Source organism: Streptomyces sp. CG4 (assembly GCF_041080655.1).
Classification (GTDB): Bacteria; Actinomycetota; Actinomycetes; order Streptomycetales; family Streptomycetaceae; genus Streptomyces.
The window spans coordinates 3,367,838-3,384,572 of record NZ_CP163525.1 but is presented as its reverse complement, the minus strand read 5'-3'; the positions used below and the strand labels follow the sequence as shown (position 1 = coordinate 3,384,572).

Sequence of the window (16,735 nt, the reverse complement as noted above, 5' to 3'; positions counted from 1 at the left end):
GCGTGTCCGGTCGGGTGTCCGGCGTCGGTGGCGCCGTCACACGTCGCGGTGGCGCAGGACCGTCACGGTGACGGCGACCGAGACGACGGCCCAGACGCTGAGCGAGATCCAGGCCGCCGGAACGGAGGAGACGCGTTCGACGAGGTGCCCGTGGCTCATGATGGCCAGGCGGCCCCAGGCATACGCGGGAAGGGTGTTGCCCAGGTCTGCCCGCTGGTTGGCGGACAGCAAGGGGAGGGGCGCCTTGACGGCCAGCGGACCGACGAGGAAGAAGACGAGGACGGCGAAGACGGTGCCGGCCGTGTTGCGGATGAGCGTGGCGGCGGCCATGCCGATCAGGCCGCAGGCCGGGACCATGACCGTGGTGCCTGCGATGAGACGCCAGATGCCAGGGGTGCTGAAGGAGAAGCCGGTGATCCGGTCCGAGACGACGGCCAGGGTGATGCCCCAGCACCCGATGCCGATGAGCAGGCCGAGGACGGCCAGCACGGCGCTCACCACCGTGACCTTGGCGAGCATCACGCGGCCTCGGGCCGGCACAGCGATGAGGGTGGTGCGGATCAGTCCGCTCGCGTGTTCACCGGCGACGGTCATCGAGCCGATCGTGCCGGCGGTGGCCATGAGCAGGAGGAACTTCGGGAAGTCGAAGGCGTCGTGCGCGGGGTCGGGGTCGAGCTTGGCGAAGGCGGGCCACGTCGGGTAGGAGTCGTGGGCGAGTTGGGCGGCGCGGTAGGCCAGGTAGAGGTAGAAGACGAGGAGGATGCCCAGCACGACGGAGGTCGAGCGCAGCGACCAGAGTTTGATCCATTCGGCGCCGAGCAGATCGCGCCAACGGGCAGGCCCGGCAGCGCCGCGTCGAGTGGCAGCCGCGGGATGCGTCGAGAGGGTGGTCATCGGTCCTTGCTCCTTGCGGGCGTGGCTGAGGCGCGGTACTGGACGCTGGCGGCTGTCAGTTCCATGAAGGCGTCCTCCAGCGTTCCGTCGTGCGCGGTGACCTCGTGGACCAGGACACGGTGGGTGAAGGCGAGTTCGTTGATGCGGGCCGCGGTGAGGCCGGTGACGGTGAGGACGTCACGGCCCTGCGACAGCACCGAGGCACCCGCGTTGAGCAGCCTCTCGGCCAGCACAGCCGGGTCGGGGGTTCGCACGGTGACGCCTGCGGTGGTGGCGCGGGCGGCAAAGTCGGCGAGGGGCTCGTCGGCGAGCAGCCTGCCGCCGCCGACGACGACAAGGTGGTCGGCGGTGTGCTCCATCTCGCTCATCAGGTGGCTGGAGACGAAGACGGTACGTCCCTCGGCGGCCAGGCGGCGGAACAGCTCGCGGGCCCACCGGATGCCCTCGGGGTCCAGGCCGTTGACCGGTTCGTCGAAGAGCAGCACCGGGGGATCGCCGAGCAGGGCGGTGGCGATTCCCAGGCGTTGGCGCATGCCGAGCGAGAACCCGCCGACCCGCCGACGGCCCGCCTCGCCCAGACCCACCATCTCCAGCACCTCCTGGACCCGGCGGCGGGGCAGGCCGTTGCTGCGGGCCAGTGCGGCCAGGTGCGCGTTCGCGGTGCGCCCCCGGTGGACGTCACCCGCGTCCAGCAGGGCGCCGACGTGGCACAGGCCGGTACCGAAGTCCTGGAAGCGACGGCCGTTGATGGTGGCCGTGCCACTGGTGGGGGCGTTCAGGCCGAGAAGCATGCGCATCGTGGTGGTCTTGCCGGCGCCATTGGGCCCGAGGAACCCGGTCACGTGCCCGGGCCGGACGCAGAAGGTCAGGCCGTCGACGGCCCATACGCTGCCGTAGCGCTTGGTCAGCTCGTTGATTTCGATCACGCTGTCCAGGCTGTCGTCGACCGGGTCGGTGTCACATCAGTCCGCGGGCTCCCGCCTTGTCAGCCCACGGGATGCAGACCACGGTCCGATACGACCGTCGGCCTCGGTGGATAGCATCGCCGGGTGCGACCCCGCCTCCTCACGCCTGCGGCCCTGCTGCGCCGGTTGTCGCCGGACCCGCTGACGGCACTCGGCTGGTGCGCCGTCCCCGTGTTCGCACTGATTCTGTACACCGAGATGCCTCAACCCACGCACCCGGTCTTCCTGCCGTCCGGTCACTTCGTTCACATCGGGCGCTGGGCCTTGGTGGGGCTGGCTCTGCTGATGGCATGGCCGGTCGGCTGGGGGAGTCGCCGACCGTTGCCGGTCCTCGCGGTGCTGCTGACCGAAGCGGTCATGGCCCGGGTGTGCGGGGACACGACGTGGCCCCTGTTCCTCGCGGCGGACGTGCTGGTCTTCTACACAGCCGTCACCCGTTCGCGTCGGGCCGCCGTCGCAGCGGTGGCCGGCGTGCTGGCCGTCTGGGCCCTGGTCGCGACGGCCCTCGTCCCGCGAGCGGCGGCCTTCGAGGTTCTCACCGGTCCGTGGTCGGTCCTCGTCGTGGCCACCGCCGTAGCTTGGCTCCTCGGCAGCTGGATCCGACTGCGGCAGGACCACGCCGAAGCCCTGCGAGCACAGGCCGCGACGCAGGCAGTCCAGGCCGAGCGGCTGCGGATCGCCCGGGAGATGCACGACACGGTGGCCCACAGCATCGGCGCCATCGCGATCCAGGCCGGTGCGGCGAAGCGGGCCGTCGACAGCCAACCGGACGGTGTGCGCGAGGCGCTGGGCATCATCGAGCAGACCAGCCGGGAGACGCTGACCGGGCTGCGGCGCATGCTCGGCGTCCTGCGCGAGGCCGAATCGGAACCGGCGCCGTCCACCCCGGCGCCGGGCTTGCAGGACGTCGACCGGTTGGCCGCGACGGCGGCGGACGCCGGAGTGCGGCTGGAGGTGCAGTGGCATGGCCGACGACGCCCGCTCGCCCCCGAGATCGAGCTCGCCGCCTACCGCGTCATCCAGGAGTCGGTGACCAACGTCGTACGTCACGCGGGCGGCGCCCACTGCCTCGTCCGCGTCGAGTACGAGGAGGAGGAGCTGTCCATCGAGATCACCGACGACGGACACGCAAGGGCGACCACGAACCCGCGCAGCGGCTACGGAATCACCGGAATGCGCGAGCGCATCGCCCTGCTTCACGGCCACTTCAGCTCCGGACCGCGGACCGAAGGCGGCTTCCGCGTCGCGGCTAGGCTGCCCATATGACGATCCGTGTGCTCCTTGCCGACGACCAGCCGGTGGTCCGCGCCGGACTGCGCATGCTGATCAACGACATCCCGGACATCGAGATCGTCGGGGAAGCCGGAACCGGCGCCGAGGCGGTCCGGCTGGCCGGCGATCTCCACCCCGACGTCGTCGTGATGGACATCCGGATGCCTGTCATGGACGGCATCGAGGCCACCCGGCTCATCAAGGCAGAAACCTCGGTGAGCGTGATCATCCTCACGACCTTCGACGACGACGAGAACGTCTACGCCTCGCTGCACGCCGGCGCGAGCGGCTTCCTGATCAAGGACATGGTGCTGGACGACATCGTGACGGCGGTCCGCGTCGTCGCCGCCGGCGACGCCCTGATCGCACCCGGCGTCACCCGGCGCCTCATCCAGGAGTTCACCGGCCGGGGTGCTGCGCCCGCCCGGCGCCGACGTGAGATCAAGGGGATCACCGAACGCGAACGCGAAGTGCTGACCCTCATCGGACGCGGCATGTCCAACGCCGAGATCGCCGCCCATCTGTACATCAGCATGGCCACCACCAAGAGCCATGTGGCGCGCCTGCTGACCAAGCTCGATGCCCGCGATCGAGTCCAACTCGTCATCGCCGCCTACGAGTCAGGCCTGGCCTGACCATCCGACTGGAACCCCGCCGGCGGGGCGCCGGTCGGGGCGGTGTCCAGCCACGTGACGGTGGCCAGTGAAGTCGGAGTACTCGGTGACCCGGTTTGCCACGAGGTCGAAGTACTGGCGGTAGAGGTTGAGCTCGCGGACGAGGTCATCGCATCCAGCCCGTGCCGCCGGATCACCCTCCCGCCCATGCCGGACGAGGAGGTCACTCCGCCCACGGCCGCCCAGGTGGAGGCCGTGGCTCGGGTCATGCCGCCGTACCTTCGCGCGACCATCGTCACGCTCGCCGGCTCAGGCTTGCGAAGAGGGGAGTTGCTCGGCCTCAAGGTGTCGGACGTCGACTTCAAGGCCGGCACTATCCGCGTCGAGCGTCAAGCAGGTCCAGCTCGTCCTCGGCCACGGATCCGCCGTCATCACGCTGCGGATCTACGCCCCTCTGCGGCCGGGCGAAGAAGACCGCACCCGGACCGCCATGGACGCCGTGCTCGGCGGCCTGCGGACCGGGTGCGGGCAGGGAGACACTGCAATAAAAGAAATCGCAGGTCAGAGGGCGTAAAAGGAGATCACGCCTTCTTGGTCTCCTAGTAACGGGCCGGGTCGGTGACCTGCGGGGATCTTCGCTGTGGGTCGCTGACCTGGCCTTTTGGCGATTGGTGGCGATGGGGTGCGACGGTCCTGATCGGGTGTCCTGCGGACTGTGTGCGGACTGCTGTCCCGCCCGGGGGGGGGTAGGCGGACGACGTCGGACCCTCGGCGGACCGGAACCCCGGCGGCCCGGAGCCGGCATGTTTGCGGGGTGCGCCGACTGCCGGTGATCTCCAGAGTCTGCCGCGCTGGCAATCGGGACGAAGCGGGGTGATCGAGGCGCGAGAGACTAGCCTCGGGTCATGGTGACGCGCACCCGGCTGTATCACGACGGCACTCTCGTCCTGGAGGACTTTCCCGCCAGTGACGTCTCCGCGCATCTCGCCGACCCGGCGTCGGTCCTGTGGTTGGACCTGTACCGGCCCGGGCCTGCCGAGTTCACCATGCTCGGCCAGGAGTTCGGCATCCACGAACTCGCTCTGGAGGACGCCGTACAGCGTGGGCAGCGGCCGAAACTCGACCGCTATCGCACCCACGAGTTCCTCAGCGCCTATTCCGTCACCGTCAGCCCGGACGATGCGGAACTGTCATACAGCGAGATCGCCGTATTCCTCACCAGCCAGGCCGTGATCACCGTCCGCAAGGATGACGGCTTCAACATCGAGAACGTCGTCAGCCGCTGGGACGAGAGCCCGGACCTGGCCGGCCACGGTGTCGGATTCCTGCTGCACGGCCTGCTCGACCATCTCGTGGACGGCCACTTCGTCGCGGTCCAGCAGCTGGACGACAGCATCGAGGAGCTGGAGGGTCTGCTCTTCGTGGCCGGGCGCCGTGAGATCGAAGCCGTGCAACGCCGGGCCTTCGCGCTGCGCAAATCGCTCGTCCAGTTGCGCCGCGTCGTGCTCCCGATGCGGGAGGTGGTCAACACCCTCATGCGCCCTGGCCTGCACGTGATCACCGACCCTCTCGTCCCGTATTACCAGGACGTCTACGACCACGTGCTGCGTGCCACCGAATGGACGGAATCGCTGCGGGACCTGGTGGCCTCGGTCATGGAGACGAACCTCTCGGTCCAGGCCAACAGCATGAACCTGATCATGAAGAAGGTGACGAGCTGGGCCGCGATCATCGCCGTACCCACCGCGATCACCGGCTACTACGGCCAGAATCTCCCCTTCCCCGGTTTCGGCCGCCAGTCCGGATTCATCACCTCGGCAGCCGTCATCGTGGTCTTGTCCGCCGTGCTGTATCTGACGTTCAAGCGCAAGGACTGGCTCTGACAAGGTGCGCCTCGGGCACCCGGGACCAGGTCCCGAAGGCAGGAAAATGCCAGGTCATCTGCAGCCTCTTGGGTCAGCGGCCGGAGTAGTGTGAAGGCACCGGGAGTTCTTCGCGCACCGGCTCCGCTGCGGGTGCCGTTTCCGGCGATCGACAACGCTGGGCCGCTCACGAGCCCGGGGGCAGGTTCGCGCCATGTCCGTGACCATCGACCGTACGACATCGGGCAGGCGCGCGCCGTCGCTGCCAGCTCGCCTGTCCCTGACGCCCGCGCCGGGCGGGCTGGACGGCACGTGGTGGCCTCGTTCCCGTGCCCTCACGCGTGAGCTGCCACCCTTGACGGCCGCACTGGGCGACCTCTGGGGTCGCATTACGCGTATCACGGTGAACCCGACCTACTGGCCCTTGATCCCGCGTCGGGTGTCCGTCGCCGGACGCACGGTGCGTGTGGGCTGGTCCACCGAAGAGCAGGATCCGCACAGACTGACCTTCTTCTCCGCCGATGGCCGCCGGGATGTGCTGGTGATTCCGCCGGAAACCGGTGCGGATGCCGCCGCGCAGCTGATGGCGGGCGACGGTATCGATGCCCCGGCCCGGAAGGAAGCAGCAGACAGGATCGACGCCCGGATCAGGGAAGAAGCGTGGGAGACCGACGGCGGAGCAGGTCGGCCGTCGTCCCTGCCCCGGCCCATCGGCTCGACAGGGCGTTTGCCCGCCGGCCAACGGAGGTGAGAGGACCATGACTCTCATCGCCGTGGCTGTGTTGCTTGTCGTGATCGCCGTCGGAGTCGTTCTCATCCACCGGCTCAACGCTCAGCACAACGAACGGATCGCTGCCTTCCACTACAGCGATGCTCTGCCGGGGATCGGCCGCCGGCTCCGGAGGCACCGCCGACGGGCTGCGGAAGGGACCGCCGACGCGCCCAACGGCGACAGCGACCGCGGATGAAATCGACTCGGACCCGACTGGGGGGCGGTGGAGGAAGGCGCGTCATGGCGATATTGCGAGACCGGAAGACGTACCGCGAGAGGATCATGCAGGCTCTGTACCAAGCCGTCGAGGGCAATCGCCTCCTGGGCGTCGATGGGGCGAAGCTCCGCAACGACCTCGGTATCCCTGAGCAGGACATGGCCGCTGCCTGTATGTACCTGGCGGGCGAAGGCTGGGTCGTCGTGGACTGGGCGAGGGGCAACACGCCCGCGATGATCACGCTGACGCACCAGGGGATCCGGCAGATGGAGACAGAAGAAGAAGGGCGTGGCTGAGCCGCCGCGTCGGTTTCTCGGTCCGAAGTGAACTTCCGCAAGGATTGTTCATGTCGGATTAATCCCTTTGGCGTAACGTGGAAAGCGGGTCGGCGCACGCTCACGTGCAATGACCTGGAAGGGCGGCTCCGGCGGGTATACGCCGGAGCCGTTGCTTGTTTCCGTAACCGCGCCCTGCGGCGAAGCGCTCGCGCGAGCGTCGTGCGGAGTACCGTGAGGTAGCAGGGCCGTATCGCGGTCGCATGCTCTGCGATGGCACTGCTCTCTGCGGACGGGCGGACACCATGGCCGACTCAGACACCCCCGACCTCCCCAGGCTCCTGCCGGACGCCGTCCACCGGTCGGTGAAACCCGGCACGGCCCTGCTGAGGCTGGAGACGACACACTCACGCGAGGGAGTCCTGGACGGCGCATGGTGGCCGCGGTCCCGGGACATCGGCGCCGAACTCCCCTCGCTGATCTCCGCGTTGACCGAGCACCTCGGACCTGTCATCCGGGTCGGTCTGGACGGCAGCGCCTGGGACGAACTGCCGACCCGGGTGATGGTCGACGGCCGAGTCGTCCACATCGATTCCTTCCCGGTAGGTGACGACACCGTCCTCATCACCCGGGGCGACCAGGACCATTTCTCCCTGATGCTGGTCCCTCCGGACACGTCGCCCGACGCGGCACGCGCCGCGATGGCCAGGGCCGTACGGGCCGACAACGTCACCGAGGCCAAACAGATCCTCATCGATACGGGCGGCGGCATGCCTCCTGCGCCGGCCTGACACGTCCGTCGCAGATCGACTCCCCATCGGCCTGGACGCTAGATGCGGGCGTACTTTTCCGTTTGCTGGGCGAATTCCTGGGCCATGGCAGAGCTGACCGTGGGCTTGGTGTCGCGGATCGTGTCCAGGTAGTCGTCGGTGGTGGGGGTGGTCCGGGATCCGGTGTCGAAGGTGCGCTCGAACTGGGCCTGGGAGACGGTTCGCGCCGCGTGGGCGATGTCGGCGGGGGTGAACCCCTCGCTGGCGGACGCGAGTACCGCGCTGTCGGCCCGCGCGCCCGCTCGGGCCAGGTAGCTCTCCCACAGTGCGGTCCTGGCGGTGTGGTCGGGAGGGCCGATCGGCAGCACGTAGTCGAAGCGGCCGTGCCGCAGGAACGCGGAGTCGAGCGTGGTCACGTTGTTCGTGGCACAGACGAGCAGCCGTCCGTCCTGGCTTCGGAACCGGACGATCGCCTTGAGCAGTTCGTTGACGACGCCGACAGCGGTCGCGTCCGCGCCGCCGCGTTCGCCGGCGATCTCCTCGACCTCGTCGATGAAGACGAGGACGTGGTCGAGCCGGGCGATCTCGTCGAAGCGCCGGTTCAGCCCGGTCGCCAGGCCGTACTCGGCGGCCAGACGGGCGGGGAACAGTTCGAGGAAGGGCCATCCCAGGCGGCTGGCGATCGCGTGCGCGAACGTGCTCTTGCCGGTCCCGGGCGGGCCGAACAGCATCACCGCCCGTGGCAGCTCCACTCCGTGCTGGGCGGCCAGTTCGGGATGGGCCAGCGGCAGGACCAGGCGCCGCTCGATGAGCTGCTTCTCCCGTTGCATGCCCGCGACCTTCTGCCACAGTCCCCCTGGCGGCAGCTCCGCTCCGAGCGAGGACAGCGTGCCGGCCGACTGCGGGGTCACCGGCCCGCGCTTTTCGAAGAAGACGAGCCCGGGGCGGGCGCCGAAGTCGCAGTTGCGCAGGGCGGTGGCACCGGTCTCGCCCTCGGGAAGGACGGCGTGCACCGCTCGGACGCCGGCGGCGAAGAGCCGTTGGTCAAGGGCAGTGATCAGGGCACTGCCCAGCCCGCGCTGCCGCCAGGTGGGCGCCATGCAGATGCGCAGGAGCCATGCCCGTTCGCCCTCCACCCTGCTCACCGCGGCGCCGATCAGCACGTCGTCGGCCGTGGCCACCACAGCCGGGTGGCGGGCCTGGAGGGCCGTCACGGCGTCCGAGAGCGGGAAGAGCGGCGGCTCCTCGGTCGTGCTGCTCTCCATGTCGACTCGGATCAGCGCTTCGAGATCGTCCTGGGTATAGTTCCTGACCCGCCAACCCGTCATGATCAGCTCCGCGTGTTCAGCCGTACTCCCATCATCAGCCGATGCCCGGAGGACGCGCGCGACAGACGTCGGCCACGAGTCCGCCTTGGCGGCACGGATCGCTCGGGCCGTAGTCGGGTCACGCCGCGGTGCCGGGCGCGTTGTCGGCCGGGCTGAGGGACTTGTCGGTGCGGCCGGTGCCGGCCGGTGGCGCTGCCGCGGCGGGTGCAGCGGCCGCGGTTTCCCGGGCGAGGAAGGAGCCGAGCTCGCCGATCGTGCTCATGAGGGGGGCCGGGAAGACGACGGTGGTGTTCTGGTCGACACCGATCTCCACCAGGCTCTGGAGATTGCGCAGTTGAAGCGCCAGGGGGTGGGCCATCATGGTGTCCGAGGCGTCGCCGAGCGCGGCTGCGGCCAGGGACTCGCCCTCAGCGTTGATGATCTTCGCTCGCTTCTCCCGCTCGGCCTCGGCCTGGCGGGCCATGGCGCGCTTCATGGTGTCGGGCAGCTGGATGTCCTTGAGCTCGACCAGCGTGACCTGCACACCCCAGTCGACGGTGGTGACGTCGAGGATCTGGCGGATGTCCAGGTTGATACGGTCCGTCTCCGACAGCGTCTCGTCGAGCGTGTGCCGGCCGACGACCTTCCGCAGGGTGGTCTGGGCGATCTGGTTGATCGCCGCGTTGACGTTCTCGACGGCGACGACCGACTTCACGGCGTCGACGACCCGGAAGTAGGCGACCGCCGACACGTCCACGCTCACGTTGTCCCGGGTGATGATGCCCTGGGACTGGATCGGCATGGTGACGACCCGCAGCGACACCCGGTGCAGGGCGTCGACGAACGGGATGATGAACCGCAGCCCCGGGGAGCGTGTTCCGACGAGTCGGCCGAAGCGGAACAGCACTCCCTTCTCGTACTGCTTGACGACCTTCACGGACAGGGCGAGGGCCAGGACGGCCAGGAGGCCGATCACGACGATGAGAACGATCAGGGCTTGCATGTGCTGCTCCTCGGGACGAGGCCCATGGCCACGTGGTGCGGGGACCCGCCGGTCGAGATCCCTGCATGTGCCTGCGTCGGTTCGTGGGGCAGGGCCGAAACCCGTCGGTACGGGCCGCGCAGACGGTCGGTGCGTGGGGCCGGGGACATCGCCTCGTCACCCGTGGTGAGTGGTGCGGTCGCGGCGGCGGCGCGGTGGGAAGCGGCCGCGGCCCCCGTCACGGTGGTCACGTCGTTCGCCGACCGTCGGCGACTTGGACAGTGGTGGTCCCGCAGGGGGTTGTGCCGCGTCGGTGCCGCGGCGCGGGCTGCCAGGCAGGGCGCGACTGTACCGGTGCACGGCGATCCTTTCCGCGTGCTCGATGTCGAGCCGGTGGATCACGAATGCCGCCGCCGCGATGAGGACCAGGAAGGCGCCGGTCGTCAGGAAGGTGTTCATGGCGGCTGTCTCACATGCCGATGATCAGGCGACTGACGCGGCCGGTCCGTGCCGGAACGGCCGCAGGGGAGGGGCCGTCCTCGTGCTTCCCTGCCTCGTCCGGTTCGAGTGGCCGGTCGGCGGCGGCGACGGCGTGCCGGGTCTTGTCCGCGGCGATGAGAGCGCTTGCGGTCAGCGGCGGACCGTCGTAGTCGGACGCGGCCGCCATCAGGCGGGCCGCCGACTCAGCCTCGGTCTCGGGTGGGATGACCAGCAGATCCCAGCGGCCGGTGCCGTAGGAGAGCAGCAGCAGCTTGTGCGGGTCGATCTCCGGGGTGAACCAGCCGACCTTGACGACATGACCGCCCACGGGAATCTCGTGCGGGATGACCGGCCAGCACTTCGGGTTGACGGCGATGCGGGTGATGCGGCCCCACAAGGGGTCCAGCACATCGGTCAGTGCGGGCAGCTCGCTCAGCAGGTCCCGGGAGCGGGGCCACCAGGCACCGTCCAGGAGGCCGCGGGGCGGACCGTCGCTCTTCAGCGCGAGACGCACGGCCGGGGCTGCGACGGGCTCGTGGTGTGGCAGGGGTTGGTGCAAGGTCGCCGACATGATGCGGACCCGTCTCCGGGCCGCCTTCGCGGCGAACCGGGGTTCATCTCTCGCCGAGAACGACCCGGCGTGGAAGCCGGCGTGCGAAATGCCCTCGGTGTTGTCCACCGTACTCCGCGGACGCCGGGGCGGTTGTGGAGTCGACGCGGCATGGCATTCCGCGAAGCGGCTGTCGACACCGGCGTTGAGTGGGCCGAGGACGCAGGGGCACTTCGTATGTCGGCTCCCGGACCGGTCTCCCCCACGAGGGCTCGCGTGCCCTGGCCCAGCACTCCTTGGCTGTGTTATGTGGGGGGTGTTCCTCGTGTTCCGTTCAGCCCGTCGCTCCGCATCAGTCCGCCGGGCGTCGGCGAGGAGTATCCTGGTGATTACCGAGAGCATCTCGTACACCGGCTTCCACGCCGGGTCGTTCTCGGCGATTCATGACAACCGAGCCGGCCGTGACCGGCCCGGGGTTGGGTCCGCGCCATGACCGCGACCATTCCGTTCACACCCGCAGTCGAAGCCCGGGCCCCTTCCTCGTCACCCCTCCGACTCACGCTGGCGCCGGCCGTCGCCCCTCCGGCCCTGATCGACGGTGCCTGGTGGCCTCGTTCGCGCAACCTGACGGAGCAACTCCCGGCGCTCGTCGAATGTCTCGACCCGCTGTGGGGACGGATCACCCGGGTAGCGGTGAGCCGCACGTTCTGGCCGGTCATTCCAGGAGAAGTGCCTGCGCACGGCCACATGGTGCGCGTCGGCTGGTCCAACGCCGGGCAAGACCCGCACAAGCTGTTGCTGCTGTCCTACACGTTCGGCTGCTGGAACCTGCTGGTGATCCCACCGGAGACAGACCCGGCCACCGCGGCCCGGCTCATGGTCACGGCCACCGACCCGTCACGGAACCTCACGGCGAGCGGCCTGATGCAGGAGGCCGAAAGCTTCCGGGCCATGGCAGAGGACGAGGCCGACTCGGACTCGCTCCGGGAGGCGGTCTGGGAATCCGAAGGCGGACACGACGCCCGCCACCCGGCCTCACGTACTCCTGCTGAAGCGGTCATGTGCCACGTGCCGACCCCGGCAGCAGGAGTGTGAGGGACATGGACACACCTTCGTGACGGTGAGTGTGCTCCTCGCGGTGATCGTCTTTGGTGTGATCGTGATTCAGCTGTTCACCGCGAGCCACGATGATCGCATGGAGACCCTGGCCTCCGGCCCTACCCGGCGGTGGCGGTTCTCGCCATGGCGCCGCACACAGAGAGAGAAGTGAACCCGCCCCAAGGAGGATCCGCGGAGCGGGCTCCGCCGGTAGGGCGTTCGCGGGCAGCGGCGGGAGTGGAACGGTCAGCGTGCCGTCGGCCATGTCCATGGTGGTGCGGCTGCCGGCTCACTCCAGGAGGGCGAGGTGGTCGGCGGCGCCCCCGCGCCATTCGATCAGGAAGAGGGTCGCGTCGTCGCTGGTGCGGCCGCCCCGTTGCTGCTTCAGAGCGTGGGAGAGTGCGCGCACCACCGCGCGTACTCCCTTCTCTGTGTGTTCGATGCGGTTGACCCAGTGGATGAGTTGCCCCTCGCCGAACTGCTCTTCACCGGCTTCGTGCTCCTCGATCAGGCCGTCGGTGAAGCACAGCACCCGGTCGCCGGGTTGGAGCGTCTGCTCGCTGATCTGGGGCTCTTCACCGCCGAAGCCGACCGGCAAGGTGGTCGGGCCTGTCAGTTGCTGCACGACTTGGTGGTTGCGGATCAACAACGGTGCGGGGTGGCCCGCGTTGACCCACTGCAGTTGGCCCGTCGCGATGTTCAGGCGCATCATCTGCGCGGTGACGAAGTGCTCGGGCCCGAACTGCTCCGCGATGGCCCGGTCCATGAACGCGTAGATCTCGGACAGGCCGATGTCGGCACGTCTGGCGTGCCGGTAGGCACCGACGGCGACGGTGGCCATCGTGGCGGCGTCCAGGCCGTGGCCCATCGCATCGACGATGGCCAGGTGCAGGATGTCCTCGTTGAGGGCGTAGTCGAAGCTGTCGCCTGCGACGCTGTAGACAGGCTCCAGGATTCCGGCCACTGCTGCCCGTGGGACGGACATCGCCAGCGGCGGCAGCAGGGACCACTGGATCTCCGCTGCCACACTCATCGGTTCGCGGCGCCGGGCGAAGAAGAACTGGTCGGTGTAGCTGTGCTTGGTGACCAGCATGTAGGCGACCAGACTGGCGAGCCTGCGCAGTAGCCGACGGTCGTCGTCATCGACGGTGTCCAGGGTGAGGGCCATCACTCCCACCTGGCCGCTGCCGTCCAGCAACGGTACGTACATCCGGACGCCGTCGGGCTGCGGCACCTCGACAGTGGTCGCCTGCAGGAAGGCGGTGCCGGCGGGAGAGTCACCGATCGGCTCGGGCTCGCCGACCATCAGCCGCCGACCCGGCAGCGGCACCAGCACCAGCTGGCCGTAGTCCTGCAGCAGGATCGACACATCGCGACCACCGACCCTGGCCACCTCGTCCACGACCAGCGGGGCGATCAGCTGCGGCGGCATCTCGTGTGCCCGGTCCAGCAGCACCCCCAGCAGCCGCTCACCGAACCGTTCCGAACGGTCCGTCATGCCGTTGTCCGGTCGCCGCTCACCTTGTGCCATGGTCGCGCCCTTGCACCGGTGTCCTCAAAGTCTCGGTCACCATGTTCCTACTGACCTCGTGCCGCGGATGCAGCGCCCGAAGCGACACGCTCGGGGCCGTCCGGCGGTCATGGCCGATCCGCTCGGCCCTCTCACGTGATCCGTACACAGGGCTCCTGACACGACCGTGATCAACCCTTCCAGAGTGACGCGGCCGACCAACCCAAAGTGCCCATTACGTCAAACGTGGCATGTCATACGTGATCAGGACAGATGGCTTTCAATCCCATTGTGTAGCTGTCACAGACTCTGTGCTTCCTGTCGGGACAGCCGCCGGAGCTGTGGGTGATCAGCGGTGAGTGATCTCGATGGCGAGGGCGCCCAGAGGTTCCTTGGCTGGGCCGCCCGTCAATCACCTGAACTCCCCTTGATCTGGTCGCGGTCGGGCCTGGACCGGAACCGCCACTCAAGACGGTACCGAGCGTGCAGTACGGGTGTGGTCGTGATCCACGTGAATTGCCGCAGCTCACCCTCGTCGCTGCGGACGGGCCGGGTCCGCAGCGGGGAGGCTTCGGTGGTCATCGAGGTCTCGGTGCCCCAGACCACCGGGTCGAGGACGGCGGGGAATGCGAGCTGGACTTCGAGCTGCTCGGTGGGCAGGCGGACGGCCCGCTGGAATCAGTTCCCCCGATGCCGCCGCCGACGGCTGGTCCGTTGCCGTGTGCGGACGGGTCACGGGGTGGTGCGTTCGATCTCGATGGCAAGGGCACCGAGGGCTTCCTTCTCAGATGGATAGATGGCGCGGATATTGGAGAGCTGTTGGTCGCGGGAGGCGGTGGGGTTGACGTTGGCCGGCTCCTCGCCGTCGAGCAGGGCTTCGAAGTCGGGGTACTCGGTGACCCGCTTGACTTTCACGTCGCAGGTCTCGTCGGTGTCCTTGATGCGGAAGCGGATGCTGTCGCCGGCTGCCAGGTTGGCCAGGTGCGGGTGTTTGACCCGCACCTCGATGGTCTTGGTGCCCGCGGCGACAAGGTCGAAGTACTGGCGGTAGAGGTTGAGCCCGTGGACGCGGGCGGTGGTGTCGGTCATGGGGCGGGAACGCTCCTGGTGGCTGGTGCGGTCATCATGCGGCCGATCTCGGCGGCCGAGTATGCGCGGAAGAAGTGCCGGGGGTCGGACAGCAAGGTATCGGTCATGGCGAGCAGTTGCTCGGCATAGTCCGTGATGGTGCCGGGCCACTGCCGGGTGTCGAGCATCCAGTCGGCGGCGCCGGCGGGCAGGGGAGCGCGGCCTTCGTGGATCAGCGACTTGGACAGCTTGGCGCCGGTGCCGGTGACGACCTGGGGGCAGAACAGGCGGGCCGGGAGCTGTCCGCGGGTGAGGCCGACGGCCTGGAGGGCCTCGTCGACCAGGTGGGAGCCGAAGACCCAGTCGCCGCCCTTGACCATGACGTGCAGGGTGCCTTGGGGGCTGGACAGCGCGAGTTCCTTGACCATGTTGCGATACAGGGTGGCCAGGTCCAGGTAGGCGCCTCCCGTCGGGGTGACGGTGGAGAGGCAGGGGCCGTGGTGGAGGCACACGGCAGCCACCTGCGCGGCCTCGCGGTCGGTGAGGTGCACGTGGGTGCGTTCGGCGTATTTCTCGGCCCAGCCGCAGCCGGGGTGCGGGCAAGGGATGCGGAGGTGCGGGGTGCCGGTGGAGGGGGCGAGCCACCAGCGGGCCGCGTCGAGGCGGGGCAGGAGTCGCAGCCAGGTGCGGCGGAAGTGCTCTCCGGCCTGCTGCTGGGTGTAGGTCTCGACTCGGAAGGGGATGCCCAGGCGTCGCGACAGCGCGGTGAACAGGGGCTGGTAGAGGGCTGAGACGAGGTCGCGGAGGGTTTGGTCTCCGAGGGCCTGGGCGTAGGCGCGCTGGTAGCGGTGGCCGGTTGTGGGGTCAGTGGACAGTTCATAGGGAGCGTTGTCGAGGGCGCTGAAATGGACCTCGGTGGGCAGGCCGAAGCGGTCGCGCAGGCGGGCGGCCATGGCGAAGGCCAGGGACTGCACGAGCGAGGTGCCAATGTGTGGGGCGCCGTTGATCTGCGTGCCGACGGCCAGCACGACCCGCTCGGGTGGGGTGGCCAGGATGCGCGGGGTCAGGACGTCCTCAGCATGGTGGAGGGCGTTGGCCAGGACGGTGTTCGGTGAGACCGGGTGAGTCGTCACGGGATGTCCCCCTGGGGTGGGTTGGGGCTCATTCGGTTCGGGTGTGGCCGAAGAGGAGACGTTGGCGGAGGGTGCCGAGGTCGAGGTAGCTGTCGATCTCGGCCGGAGTGGCGCTGCGGGAGAGCGGGTCCAGGCCGAGGACGAGGGTCACCGGGGTGCGTCGGCCGAGCAGGAGCATCCAGGAACGGCCTGCCAGGATGCGCTTGCGGTAGGGGGTGCTGTCGAAGCGCAGGGCGACCTCGGTGAGTGTGATCGGGCGCAGGCGTGGTCCGATGTCCGGTGGGGGAGCGGTGGCCGGGCCGAGGTGGAGGGTCTCGGCGACTGTCCGCATGCGTTGCTCGATGACGGTCTGCGCCTCGCACCGGCTTCGCGGCCGCTGGGGCACCAGCAGAAGGCAGCAGAGAGTGGCGCCGGTCGGGGCGGTGTCCAGCCACGTGACGGTGGCCAGGGAAGCGATCAGCCCTGCGGGGATCGTGAGCGATCTGGTGCTGGCGGGAGTCAGCATGCCGGCACCGTGCTGTGCTGGAAGGCGGCCCACACGCACTTGCCGGGGCCCCGGCGTTCCTCCACGCCCCAGTCGTCGGCGAGGGCCGAGACGAGCAGTAGGCCGCGGCCGGTCTCGGCGGTGGCTGGCACATGTCGTCTGCGAGGTGGGGCGTCGACACGGTCGTGTACTTCGATGCGGAGTTGGATGTCGTTGAGCGTGACGCGTACCAGAACCAGCCCGCCTGTGGGGACTCCGTGCAGGATGGCGTTCGTGGTGAGCTCGGAGACGCACAGCCTTACGTCGTCGAGGCGTTTGGTCCGGCCCCATTGGGTAAGGGTCTCGGCGACGAAGGTCCGGGCGGCACCTGGTGTGATGCGGCGCCGGTCGAAGAGCCTCGTGTGGTGCTCGATGGCCCCGCCGGGGGCCGGGGCGAGAGCGACTGGCTTGTCGGGCGGCGTGCTGGGCATGGCCAACAGCCA

19 protein-coding genes and 1 pseudogene are annotated in these 16,735 nt (G+C 69.0%); 9 read left to right on the top strand and 11 right to left on the bottom strand.

Going from position 1 to position 16,735, the window contains the following annotated elements:
• Positions 1 to 36: 36 nt before the first annotated feature.
• On the bottom strand, positions 37 to 894 hold the full coding sequence (locus AB5L52_RS15220; protein ID WP_369364492.1) for an ABC transporter permease: 858 nt from the start codon (positions 892 to 894) through the stop codon (positions 37 to 39).
• Positions 891 to 1,820, bottom strand: a complete 930-nt coding sequence (locus AB5L52_RS15215) for an ABC transporter ATP-binding protein (protein ID WP_369364491.1) — start codon at positions 1,818 to 1,820, stop codon at positions 891 to 893. The genes AB5L52_RS15220 and AB5L52_RS15215 overlap by 4 nt, the downstream gene beginning before the upstream one ends.
• A gap of 123 nt (positions 1,821 to 1,943) precedes the next feature.
• On the opposite strand from AB5L52_RS15215, the gene AB5L52_RS15210 reads away from it, so the two are divergent.
• The 8 genes and pseudogenes from AB5L52_RS15210 (at position 1,944) to AB5L52_RS15175 (ending at position 7,662) form a co-directional block, all read left to right on the top strand.
• Positions 1,944 to 3,125 (top strand): sensor histidine kinase, encoded by a 1,182-nt coding sequence (locus AB5L52_RS15210; protein WP_369364489.1) that lies wholly within the window; start codon positions 1,944 to 1,946, stop codon positions 3,123 to 3,125.
• Positions 3,122 to 3,766, top strand: a complete 645-nt coding sequence (locus tag AB5L52_RS15205; RefSeq protein WP_351023895.1) for a response regulator transcription factor — start codon at positions 3,122 to 3,124, stop codon at positions 3,764 to 3,766. The genes AB5L52_RS15210 and AB5L52_RS15205 overlap by 4 nt, the downstream gene beginning before the upstream one ends.
• Before the next feature lie 138 nt (positions 3,767 to 3,904).
• Positions 3,905 to 4,319: pseudogene (locus tag AB5L52_RS15200) on the top strand (site-specific integrase); the annotation flags it as partial.
• 331 nt (positions 4,320 to 4,650) lie between these two features.
• Positions 4,651 to 5,628, top strand: coding sequence for a magnesium transporter CorA family protein (locus AB5L52_RS15195; RefSeq protein WP_351023893.1), 978 nt, complete (start codon positions 4,651 to 4,653; stop codon positions 5,626 to 5,628).
• Between the two features lie 193 nt (positions 5,629 to 5,821).
• Positions 5,822 to 6,358: a DUF5994 family protein gene (locus tag AB5L52_RS15190; protein ID WP_351023890.1), complete on the top strand. Its 537-nt coding sequence runs from the start codon at positions 5,822 to 5,824 to the stop codon at positions 6,356 to 6,358.
• A gap of 7 nt (positions 6,359 to 6,365) precedes the next feature.
• Positions 6,366 to 6,575, top strand: coding sequence for a hypothetical protein (locus AB5L52_RS15185; RefSeq protein ID WP_351023887.1), 210 nt, complete (start codon positions 6,366 to 6,368; stop codon positions 6,573 to 6,575).
• A 44-nt stretch (positions 6,576 to 6,619) separates the two neighbouring features.
• Positions 6,620 to 6,892: a hypothetical protein gene (locus AB5L52_RS15180; RefSeq protein WP_351023885.1), complete on the top strand. Its 273-nt coding sequence runs from the start codon at positions 6,620 to 6,622 to the stop codon at positions 6,890 to 6,892.
• A gap of 284 nt (positions 6,893 to 7,176) precedes the next feature.
• Entirely contained in the window at positions 7,177 to 7,662 is a 486-nt protein-coding gene (locus AB5L52_RS15175) for a DUF5994 family protein (protein ID WP_351023882.1), read from the top strand.
• A 38-nt stretch (positions 7,663 to 7,700) separates the two neighbouring features.
• On the opposite strand, the gene AB5L52_RS15170 is transcribed toward AB5L52_RS15175, so the two are convergent.
• The 4 genes from AB5L52_RS15170 to AB5L52_RS15155 form a co-directional block, all read right to left on the bottom strand.
• Positions 7,701 to 8,969 carry an ATP-binding protein gene (locus AB5L52_RS15170; RefSeq protein ID WP_369364486.1) on the bottom strand — a complete coding sequence of 423 codons (1,269 nt, stop codon included), beginning with the start codon at positions 8,967 to 8,969 and terminating at the stop codon, positions 7,701 to 7,703.
• A 118-nt stretch (positions 8,970 to 9,087) separates the two neighbouring features.
• Complete coding sequence (locus AB5L52_RS15165) at positions 9,088 to 9,951, bottom strand: slipin family protein (protein ID WP_351023877.1); 864 nt, start codon at positions 9,949 to 9,951, stop codon at positions 9,088 to 9,090.
• A 156-nt stretch (positions 9,952 to 10,107) separates the two neighbouring features.
• On the bottom strand, positions 10,108 to 10,389 hold the full coding sequence (locus AB5L52_RS15160; RefSeq protein ID WP_351023875.1) for a hypothetical protein: 282 nt from the start codon (positions 10,387 to 10,389) through the stop codon (positions 10,108 to 10,110).
• A 10-nt stretch (positions 10,390 to 10,399) separates the two neighbouring features.
• Positions 10,400 to 11,089 carry a DUF5994 family protein gene (locus tag AB5L52_RS15155; RefSeq protein ID WP_351023872.1) on the bottom strand — a complete coding sequence of 230 codons (690 nt, stop codon included), beginning with the start codon at positions 11,087 to 11,089 and terminating at the stop codon, positions 10,400 to 10,402.
• Positions 11,090 to 11,449: 360 nt separating this feature from the next.
• Between AB5L52_RS15155 and AB5L52_RS15150 the strand changes: the two genes are divergently transcribed.
• Positions 11,450 to 12,055 (top strand): DUF5994 family protein, encoded by a 606-nt coding sequence (locus tag AB5L52_RS15150; protein ID WP_351023869.1) that lies wholly within the window; start codon positions 11,450 to 11,452, stop codon positions 12,053 to 12,055.
• Positions 12,056 to 12,347: 292 nt separating this feature from the next.
• On the opposite strand, the gene AB5L52_RS15145 is transcribed toward AB5L52_RS15150, so the two are convergent.
• From AB5L52_RS15145 to AB5L52_RS15125, 5 genes are all read right to left on the bottom strand, one after another.
• A complete protein-coding gene (locus AB5L52_RS15145; RefSeq protein ID WP_351023866.1) occupies positions 12,348 to 13,589 on the bottom strand; it encodes a PP2C family protein-serine/threonine phosphatase in 1,242 nt (413 codons plus the stop codon).
• Between the two features lie 711 nt (positions 13,590 to 14,300).
• Entirely contained in the window at positions 14,301 to 14,657 is a 357-nt protein-coding gene (locus AB5L52_RS15140; RefSeq protein WP_351023864.1) for an ASCH domain-containing protein, read from the bottom strand.
• Positions 14,654 to 15,769: a hypothetical protein gene (locus AB5L52_RS15135; protein WP_369364482.1), complete on the bottom strand. Its 1,116-nt coding sequence runs from the start codon at positions 15,767 to 15,769 to the stop codon at positions 14,654 to 14,656. Before AB5L52_RS15135 ends, AB5L52_RS15140 begins: the two co-directional genes overlap by 4 nt.
• Before the next feature lie 28 nt (positions 15,770 to 15,797).
• Positions 15,798 to 16,274: a hypothetical protein gene (locus AB5L52_RS15130; RefSeq protein WP_351023858.1), complete on the bottom strand. Its 477-nt coding sequence runs from the start codon at positions 16,272 to 16,274 to the stop codon at positions 15,798 to 15,800.
• Complete coding sequence (locus AB5L52_RS15125) at positions 16,268 to 16,723, bottom strand: ATP-binding protein (protein ID WP_351023856.1); 456 nt, start codon at positions 16,721 to 16,723, stop codon at positions 16,268 to 16,270. The genes AB5L52_RS15130 and AB5L52_RS15125 overlap by 7 nt, the downstream gene beginning before the upstream one ends.
• Between the last annotated feature and the right edge of the window lie 12 nt (positions 16,724 to 16,735).